This is a genomic window from Desulfogranum marinum, assembly GCF_016918565.1.
Taxonomy (GTDB): Bacteria; Desulfobacterota; Desulfobulbia; order Desulfobulbales; family Desulfobulbaceae; genus Desulfogranum; species Desulfogranum marinum.
Window position 1 is genome coordinate 51,168 of sequence record NZ_JAFFQD010000032.1, and the last position, 10,509, is coordinate 61,676.

The window sequence follows — 10,509 nt, forward strand, 5'->3', positions numbered from 1 at the left end:
TATATGAAAATTAGATAGCGAAGACTTCGATCAGTCTCCCGGGTTTAAAAGAGAAATAAAATCAGTCCCCTGTCCGCTTATGTAGATAAATTGGCTGAGTATTGTACGTAATCTAATTTTTAAATCAAATCTGTACTCTTTCAAGGAATAAGCAAGAAGCAACAGTGCGCTTTGAAGACGTCAAAGCGCACTATCGTTTACATATTAACACTGGCTAGCTGTCGATTCCACCCATGCAGAGATATTTTATCTCAAGGTAATCATCCATTCCATATTTTGAACCTTCGCGTCCGTTGCCTGACTCCTTTACCCCGCCAAATGGTGCCATTTCGTTGGAAATTGCACCATCGTTAATACCAACGATACCGTATTCGAGCGCTTCGCTGACCCGCCAGGCGCGTCCAATATCCCGAGAATAAAAATAGGCTGCCAGGGCACACTCGGTATATATAAGTCCTTGTGAAATGGTCCGTTGGCCTGGAGCCTTTGATTGTTTAGAGCATTTATAATGGTAGGCATTGTAATTACAGTGAAGAAGCGGTTATATTCACCATTGTGTGGGAAATAAGGTGCTGCCGGAAAGGTTTATGTGGTTCAGTACACAGTTCTAACTCAAGGGAACCGAATCGTTGCGAACAAAGGACCTGAAAAAAATTTATAGCACCAAGAATTGGCACAACCAATGGGCGTTGTTTTATTTTGTGCGAAACTGGGAAAATATTCTTGGTTATCCGCTAGGTAAAGTAACTTATCCTGCCTTTTTTCGTGGTGATGTGTTGTGGATCTATGTGGATAATTCGGCATGGATGCAGCAGATGCAGTATGTGAAGATGGATTTGCTGGATGCCATTCAGAAGGCCGTGCCCACCGCTGTGGTCAACGATTTACGGTTTGCGGTGCACCCTGCGATCCAGGAAGAGGAAGCACCGTCTGCCCCACCTCCCAAGAAGCCCATTGACAAACAAAAAGAAAAGCGGTTTGTGGACATGGTATCAAACGTATCCAATGAGCAGTGTCGACAATCCCTCTATAAGTTATGGCGAGCATCTGCCGGAAGTGCCGGGAAAGGGACTAGCAAGTAGAGTTGCCTTTACGTTGTTTATTAAGGAACTGTCCGTAAATAAGTTGAACCATATAGCGCTCATATTTAAGTTTAGATTCGGATAATCTCATTGAACAAAGCCGCATGGGTGGGTTGTGCTACGTTGAGGACTTTGTGATTGAAGAATAGCCAAAGACGATTTGAAGATGTGATGCGATATGTGCAAGGTATTTCAGGACAACTCCTAAGGTTAGAGTAAAATGAAAATAACAGAATTGATCGGTAATACCCCCTTGGCTGAATTGACAGGGTTTTCTCCTGTTGAAGGGGTAAAAATTTTCGGCAAACTGGAATCGTGTAACCCAGGCGGTTCAATAAAAGATCGAGTTGCCCTGTCAATGGTAGAGGCTGCTGAAAAAAGTGGCGAGCTGACCAAAGATAAAATTCTTTTGGAAGCAACCAGTGGCAATACCGGGATCGGTATGTCCATGGTCTGTGCTGCCAAGAAGTATCGTTGTCAATTGATAATGCCTGAATCGGCCTCCATTGAGCGGAGAATGATTATGCAGGCCTACGGTGCGGAAATTATACTTACGCCGGCTAAGAGAAAAACCGACGGTGCCATTGAAAAGGCGTATGCCCTGGCCAGAGAACATCCAGATATCTACTACCTGGCGGATCAGTTTAATAATCCCGCCAACTGGCAGGCGCATTACAACTCGACCGGTCCCGAGATATGGGAACAGACCAACGGACAGGTTACCGACATCATCGTTACATTGGGCACCTCCGGCACTGCAATGGGCTTGTCAAAATACTTTAGAGACCATCATCCGGAAGTCAATGTGGTTGCGGTTGAGCCCTACCTGGGACACAAGATACAAGGGCTGAAAAATATGAAGGAATCATATAAGCCCGGTATTTTTGATAAAAAATTGCCGCATGCCATCGTCAATGTGGAAGATGAAGACGCCTTTTCCACTGTGCGCCGTTTGGCTGCTGAAGAGGGGATTTTTGCAGGCATGAGCAGTGGCGCTGCAGCTTTTGCCGCCATTGAATGGGCTAAGAAAATCGGCAAGGGGTATATTGTTGTTATTTTACCCGATGGCGGAGAGCGGTATCTGAGTACGCCACTTTTTGTGCAGCAGAAAAAAACTCCTGAAAAGGCATCCCAGCTCAAGTTTTTTAATACCATGTCGCGTAAAAAAGAGGTGTTTGAACCTGTTAATAAAGAGCGCGTGACCATGTATGCGTGTGGCCCCACTGCTTACGAGCAACCTAATGTTGCTCATTTGCGGCGTTTTGTGGTTTCAGACATGATGGCTCGTTATCTCAGGTACCGGGATTATACGGTGGATTCATATATGAATTTTACCGACCTGGATGATAACACCATTGCCGGTGCCGAGAAGGCAGGGATGGATTTAAAATCCTATACCTCACAATATATAGATCAGTTTCTTCAGGCTGCAGATGCCCTGGGCGTGGAAAAAGCATCCGGATATCCACTGGCATCAGACCATGTCGGCGATATGATAGAGATAGCCCATGAATTGATCCATAAAGGCTATGCCTATGAAAAGCATGGTTCTATTTATTTTGATATTTCAAAATTTAAAAATTACGGGAAATTATCCGGGGCGGATCTCACGAAAATAAAGGTCGGCACAACTGTAGATCTGGACAACTACGAAAAAGATAATCCCCGTGATTTTACTCTGTTGAAACGTTCAACCCTGGCAGAGTTGAAAAAGGGGATCTTTTTTGAGACAGACTGGGGGAATGTCCGTCCTGGATGGCATATAGAGTGCACTGCCATGTCCACTCGTTATCTGGGCGAGACCATGGACATTCACACCGCAAGTCAGGATCTTGTGTTTCCCCATCATGAAAATGAGATTGCCATTGCCGAATCACTTACCGGAAAGCCCCTGGCGAATTACTGGGTGCATTCCGGGTTGCTGCTTCGCGATGGGAAAAAAATGTCTGAAGACGCCGGTAATGTGGTCACTTTTCAAGATGTAATGGACAAAGGGTACAGTGGCAGGGAACTGCGTTTTCTCCTGTTGAGTGTGCATTACCGCAAGCCGATGCAGTTTTCATTTAAGCGTCTGGAGAGTGCCGCATCAGCCTTAAAACGAATAGATGCCTTTATTCGTAAGTTACTGTGTCTGCCTGCAGGTTTGCCACATCCCCAGGTTGCCACCTATATTACAGCACTTGAGCAACGCTTTTCAGAATCCATGGATGATGATTTGAATGTCTCTGGTGCTATCGGTGGCCTTTTTGATTTTATCAAAAAGGTAAACCCAATTCTCCATACCAGCCATATTGATAAAGAACAGAAAAACGATATTTTGGAAATTCTGCGCTCAATCAATAACGTTCTGGGGGTGCTGGAGCTTGAGCAGTGCCCGATAACTCCGGAAATTGACCGTCTCATACGGCTACGAGAACGGGCACGGCAATTAAAGGACTGGACCGCTGCCGATTCTGTACGAGAGCAACTTTTAGAGAAAGGAGTTACTGTCCAGGATAGTGCAACCGGAACGGTTTGGGAAAAAACGGATTGCGAATAGGAACACCATCTGGGCAAAGCATACTTTGGAAAAGAGTGAGGACGTAATGGTCGTTTCTGCGTAACTGCTCAGTAGTACTCCAGATGCGTACAAGCAGGCTGGATACGTACAGTAGTGCTCTATTTTCCTGCTTGATCGTGCGCAGGTGGGGCGCTGCTGGATAGTTACGTTTGTGCTTGCTTTCTTTGGGCTTCCCCTGTACATTGCTCGCGAAAATACGTGCGCCAGTAGCTCAGCTGGATAGAGCAACGGCCTTCTAATCCCGAGTGATATCAGTAGTTTAACAGTGATGCTAAGGGGTTGGAGAGGTTGGAAAAAGACAAGTAACCATTAGGTAACTTTTTAGCGGGACAAGTAGGGAACTATAAGGTATAAAACAAAAAAAGAGTTAAATATGCGCCAATAGCTCAGCTGGATAGAGCAACGGCCTTCAATTGGAGTGCCTTGGGGGAAACCTCAAGAGTAGAACCAGCCAAATTCGGGGAAACCTTCACTGCTCAAAAGTAGAATGGCAATCCCGAGCCAAGCCCACCAGAAATGATGGGAAGGTGTAGAGACTAGACGGTTGGCATCTAAGTTCAGCAATTCGCTGAATATGATGAAGGGATAGTCCAGACCACGAACTTGCAATCAGGCAAGGCGGGGAAATCCGAAGTGGTAAGCTAAGCCGTAGGTCCCAGGTTCGAATCCTGGTTGGCGTACCATATAAAGAAAAAAGCCACCTTCAGAAATGAGGGTGGCTTTTTTTTTCATCTTATGGAGTAGTGATCACGGATCCTAACGATTAAAAAAACAGAGAAGAGTGGGGATCGTTTCTGAAATTTGCGAATTGAAATTTGTTTGTTAGGATTTTTACCCATATGCTCATAGAATGGCATCATAGGCGCCTTAGGTTGGAGTGCTGTCACATTTTTGAGAAGTTTTTTGGTAAACTACACCTTCCAGTTGCTCCATTTCTGATCGATTTTAGCAAAAAGCCAGGTCTACCTTCACAGGAAACACCTTTCGTTAGAGTAAGTGACAAGATTTATTATCTTCGTCCCGGCAATGTTAAATTCAATGACCAGTTTCTGTAATTACCTGATCAAGTCAAATTATGTGTGCAACTTTCAACTGAGGCCTACAACTGGATATATTTTCCAGGTGAAATTCCTTTTGTGTCAGTATCGATAGCGGCAATTCTCTTGCAAGCGTAGTAATTCCATTCATTGTGAGATATAAATTCCATTCATTGTGAGATATATTTACCTTAAGATGGTTTAAAAATGACATAAAATGGACTAGCATTTTCTTTGAAGATTCAGCTCCTATGGATTGATTGATGTCGCTTTTTTTTTTGGGGAAAATTTCAAATGACAATCAGAAATAAAAAGAAGGTAATCAAAAGAAGCTCTCCCGATCAAATAAACAAGCAATCTGCGACAAGCGATTTTTCTCTTTTCAATAAAAAAACAACTTTTCCCATTGTTGGTATAGGCGCATCAGCAGGAGGATTAGAAGCCTTTGAGTTGTTTTTTGAGGCCATGCCTCCAGATTCAGGTATGGCATTCATTTTGGTTTCTCATCTCGATCCAAGCCATACCAGCATCTTGCCTGAACTCATTCAAAAAAAAACCAGCATGAATGTCTTGCATGTTGCCGACCACATGCAAGTGCAACCTGATCATGTATACGTTATCCCGCCCGGTAAAGAAATGGCCATTTTGAACGGTTATCTTAAGTTAATGGAGGTGTCGGGATCACGTGGGACAGCCCTGCCCATTGATAGTTTTTTTCGTTCTCTTGCTCAGGATCAGAGAAGCAATGCGGTTTGCATAATTTTTTCCGGTACCGGTACAGACGGAACTCTAGGTCTAAGAGCTATTAAGGGTGAAGCTGGAATGGCCATGGTCCAGGATGAAAAATCTGCAAAATATGATGGTATGCCACGAAATGCTATTGCCACGGGCCTGGTCGATTATATCCTGCCGCCAGCAAAAATGCCTGAACAGTTGATAAGTTTTTCCTCCTATATGATGAAGGGCTCTGGAGATAAAATACACGATGAAGATGATAAAATTCAAAACGCCCTTCAAAAAATATTCATTCTGTTGCGAAGCAGCACCAATCATGATTTTTCACAGTACAAAAAAAATACTATCTTTCGACGAATCGAAAGACGGATGCATGTGCACCAAATCGTAGATATTACAAGCTACGTCCGTTATCTCCAGGAGAGTGAAAGAGAGCGACACATCCTTTTTAAAGATCTTTTGATCGGTGTTACCAGTTTTTTTCGAGATGGAACTGCCTTTGAGTTGCTCAAGGAAAAGTATCTGCCAGTTCTTTTTGAAGGCAAGCCCGATGAATATCAAGTGAGAATCTGGGTGCCGGGATGTAGTAGTGGCGAAGAGGTCTACTCAATTGCCATGATTGCCCGGGAGTGTATGGAGATGATGGACCATCATTATAACATACAAATTTTTGGGACTGATATTGATGAAGAGGCAATAAATATCGCACGTGCAGGCATCTATCCAGATTCTATTGTCGCAGATGTCAGCCCTGAACGTCTCAAGTCTTTTTTCATCAAAGATGAACATACTTACCAAATTAAAAAAGTGATTCGTGAGATGGTGGTATTTGCTACGCAAAATATTATCAAAGATCCACCGTTTACCAGATTGGACATGCTTTGCTGCAGAAATCTTTTAATATATTTTACTCAGGATCTGCAGAAACTACTTTTCCCCATCTTTCACTACAGTCTAAAAAAAGATGGCATTCTTTTTCTTGGGTCTTCAGAAACAACCGGTTATGCCAGTAATTTATTCACCTGCCTCGATAAAAAATGGAAATTCTTTACGCCGATCGCCTCTGCAAATTCACCCCAGGCTGTACCGCATTTTCCTCTTCATACTCCACTGCATCAAGCTATGAGCCATAAGCAAACAACACATCCAAAAGTGTTTGACGAGTTTAAAACCCAAAAATTGTTAAAGTCCATTATTGCCCAAAGTGATTTGCCAGCATGTGTAGTTATCGATGACCAGGCAAATATTATTTATATCCACGGACGTACTGGTCATTTTTTGGAACCGGCGGAAGGGGAAATAAGTACAAATCTTCTTGCTATGGCACGGCATGGCATTAAAACGGGGTTAACAAATGCAATACACAAAGTTTTAGTAAGTCATCAGGAGACCGTTATAAAAGGACTTCATGTTAAAACTTATGACGGACTTTTCGATGTAAACCTCATTGTTCGGCCATTACCTGATCTTGAAACAGGATCCAGTGGAATAATGATGGTAATTTTTGAGCCGGTCTCTTCTGATTTGAAGCCGCAAGCAAAGCACGCAGTCACAAGAGAACATGAGAAAGGCGATGAATACGAAAAGCTCGAGCATGAATTGCAATATACAAAAGAAAATTTACAGTCGACTATTGAAGAGCTTGAAACTTCAAACGAAGAGTTGATGTCAGCTAACGAGGAACTACAATCTACCAACGAAGAACTACAGAGTACTAATGAGGAGCTGGAAACATCCAAGGAGGAGCTGCAATCTCTAAATGAAGAGTCGACCACTGTTAACTCTGAATTGCAAAGTCGGATTGATGAATTGATCAAGGCTAATGATGACATAAAAAACCTTCTTGATGCAACCGAAATTGCTACTATTTTCCTAGATATCAACTTTGAATTGAGTCGATTCACGTCCACTGTAAAGAACCTTTTCCCCCTGAAATATACCGATATAGGACGACCGATAAAACACTTTTCTTCTACCCTTGTCAACGTCGACTTGCAAAGTCTTGCGGCTAAAGTTCTTGAAGATTTAAACATGATAGAACTTGAAGTGAATGACAACAAACAAAAGACATATCGTATGCGACTCAGGCCCTATCGAACTATAAACAATGTGATTGACGGTGTAGTTATAACGTTTGAAGATATAACACAAATTAAACTGATTGAAGCTCAACTTGAGGCGTCATCTTTTTCTTTTGAAAAGAAATTAACAATGATGTCCAAGGTCTTCATGGACAGCGCAGACCCGATTATCATCGAAGATCTAGGTGGGACAATCATTGACGCCAATAGTGAGGCTATTAACTCCTATGGGTGGAGTCGTGAGGAGATTATCGGTAAACACGCTCTGGACCTCAGTCCCAAAGAAAATTATGATCAAATGAAAAATGCCTTGGATCAGTGTTTAAAAGGGACCTCAGTGCGTAACCTTGAGAGTAGCTGTCTCCATAAATCAGGTAAATTTATACCTGTATTGTTAACGTTTTCCCTCCTGTCTGGAAAAAATGGAAAACCACAAGCTATTGCAACCATAGCAAAAAACTATCCGGCTTCTTGAAAGCAGGAGCATCCCATGGCACTAGAAGACGATCAACGTTGTAAATATAGCGAGTTAAGGAAACGCGCTCGAGCTTCCCTGGCAAGGAAAGAAAAAGACCTCTCTGCCATGTCTTCAGAGGATATCCAAAAACTTGTTCATGAGCTCGACACCTACCAGGTTGAGCTGGAAATCCAAAATGAAGATTTGCGTCAAGTGCAGGAGGAACTTAACACGTCACGCAAGAGATTTTCTGACCTCTATGACTTTGCCCCGGTGGGGTACCTTACCATTAGCGATAAAGGATTGATTGTTGAGTGCAACTTAACAGCAGCTGAAATGCTAGGAGGAGAAAGGGGATTTTTGCTCAATCAACCTCTCTCCGCATTTATAGCTAAGGAAGACCAGGACATTTTATATAATCATCGTGCAAAACTTCTTCATTCAGAAGGGCAGCAATCTTTTGATCTTCGGATGAAAAACAAGCAGGGCGCTTTCTTTTATGCGCACGTTGAAGGGACAGTTCTTGCTGACGTAGATGGTGATGCTGGCCAATTCAGAATGTGTATTGGAGATGTTACCGAACGTAAACAAGCTGAAGAGGCGTTGACGATAAGTGAACAAAAAAACAAAGATGCCTATAAATTTCTGGAGCTTATCGTAGATACTATTCCTGTACGTCTCTTCTGGAAGGACAAAAAATTAAATTATTTAGGCTGCAATAGGTTGTTTGCTCAGGATGCAGGGTGTCGTGACCCAGAAGAGTTGGTTGGAGCTAACGATTACGATATGGGGTGGACGGTTAATGCAGACCAGTATCGAAAGGATGACCTTGAGGTCATTAAATCGGGAAAATCAAAACTCAACTATGAAGAACCCCAAACAACCCCTGAAGGGAAGCAAATTTGGCTCTCAGCTTCAAAAGTACCACTTCGTGATGCAAAAGATAACATAATTGGCCTGTTGGGGGTGTACGAAGATGTTACACAGCGAAAATTGGAAGAAACGGAACTGCTCAAAGTTCAGAAACTTGAATCATTAGGTCGCCTTGCCGGAGGAATAGCCCATAACTTCAATAACATTCTAATGTCTATCATGGGTAACGTTTCGTTAGCGAAAATGACAGTTTCCCCCACAGACTCAATATACGAACGGTTAACCAATGCAGAGGAAGCATGTTTTAGGGCAAAAGATTTAGCCCAGCAATTTCTTACATTCTCAAAAGGTGGTGATCCTGTCATGACTACAATTTTAGTAGCAGACTTGGTCAAAAGCAGCTGTCAATTAGCATTAAGCGGGACAACATCGAGCTGGGAATGCAGTATTCCTGAGGATTTATGGAACTTTTATGCGGATGCTAACCAAATCGGTCAGGCTTTAACCAACATCCTTATCAATGCCGACCAGGCTATGCCCAACGGGGGTAAGATAAAGGTGTGCTGTCAAAATGTGGTAAGCAGCGAGACCGACAACCTCCCCTTAAAAAATGGAAAGTACGTTAAGACATCAATAAGAGATCAAGGGATTGGAATACGGGAAGAATATCTTGATAGTATTTTTGATCCTTATTTTACCACAAAAGCCACTGGCAATGGACTCGGCTTGTCATCAGCTTACTCGATACTGAAGAAACATGAGGGGTGTTTGATTGTTGAATCTACTTCAGAATCAGGTACAGTTTTTTCTTTTTACATTCCAGCTTCCACTTCCGATGTCGAACTGGCAGAGGATGCTGAATCACAGCTATTAAAGAGTAGCGGAAAAATACTCGTCATGGATGATGATAAAATGGTGCGTGATATGATCGGGGTAATGTTAGAGCACCTCGGGTATCATGCTGCATTTGCTGAAGACGGGGAAAAGGCTTTAGCAAAGTATGTGAAAGCGATGCAAACCAACAAGCCATTCGATTTGGTAATTATGGACCTTATTATTCCTGATGGCATGGGGGGAGCAGAGGCCATTAAAAAATTGTTACACATTGATCCTTTTGCAAGAGTAATCGTTTCAAGCGGTTATAGTAACGATCCGGTTTTGTCTAATTATAGCAAATATGGCTTTGTTGGAGTGCTTGCAAAACCTTATCATCTTAACAAGCTAAATGTGCTGTTGGAGAATATTTTCAACGCTTCTAACCATTGATTGCTCCTGATCAGCCCCTTGTTGATTCGGTCGAATATGATGCAAATTTGAAAGAGATGAATGACCCGTTTGGTTAATCTTGTTGATCAATTCAACTAGGCTCAATATACATCCTGACGTTGCCCCTCTTTGTAAATCACGAGTTCAAGATGGCCAGGTCAAAATCTATAACAATTTACAAAAGACCAGACAATAGATGTCTGTATAGCTCACGAGAATAGCTTCCGGGGAAATGGAAGAGGCTAGTATTGGCAATGTTAACCATTTAAGCAAATCTGAAAGTTTACACTAATAGAATAGGGTTATCAATAGTTGCATTCCATTGCCCTCCAGTCTACCTCGGAGTGTGTTGCAATTATTGATAATCCTGAAGAACTGAACTGCGGAGTGGATTAGAACCGGAAGGGTGGAGCTATGG

4 protein-coding genes and 1 pseudogene are annotated in these 10,509 nt (G+C 42.6%); 4 read left to right on the top strand and 1 reads right to left on the bottom strand.

Going from position 1 to position 10,509, the window contains the following annotated elements:
* Positions 1-214: 214 nt before the first annotated feature.
* Positions 215-445, bottom strand: a pseudogene (locus JWH17_RS16575) (aldehyde dehydrogenase family protein); the annotation flags it as partial.
* A gap of 184 nt (positions 446-629) precedes the next feature.
* Here JWH17_RS16575 and JWH17_RS16580 point away from each other — a divergent pair.
* From JWH17_RS16580 to JWH17_RS16595, 4 genes are all read left to right on the top strand, one after another.
* Positions 630-1,082 carry a DciA family protein gene (locus tag JWH17_RS16580; protein ID WP_205223753.1) on the top strand — a complete coding sequence of 151 codons (453 nt, stop codon included), beginning with the start codon at positions 630-632 and terminating at the stop codon, positions 1,080-1,082.
* A gap of 220 nt (positions 1,083-1,302) precedes the next feature.
* Positions 1,303-3,621 carry a cysteine--tRNA ligase gene (cysS, locus tag JWH17_RS16585; RefSeq protein WP_205223755.1) on the top strand — a complete coding sequence of 773 codons (2,319 nt, stop codon included), beginning with the start codon at positions 1,303-1,305 and terminating at the stop codon, positions 3,619-3,621.
* 1,352 nt (positions 3,622-4,973) lie between these two features.
* Entirely contained in the window at positions 4,974-7,970 is a 2,997-nt protein-coding gene (locus JWH17_RS16590; protein ID WP_205223757.1) for a chemotaxis protein CheB, read from the top strand.
* A gap of 108 nt (positions 7,971-8,078) precedes the next feature.
* Complete coding sequence (locus JWH17_RS16595; protein ID WP_205223759.1) at positions 8,079-10,091, top strand: PAS domain-containing hybrid sensor histidine kinase/response regulator; 2,013 nt, start codon at positions 8,079-8,081, stop codon at positions 10,089-10,091.
* Positions 10,092-10,509: the final 418 nt, after the last annotated feature.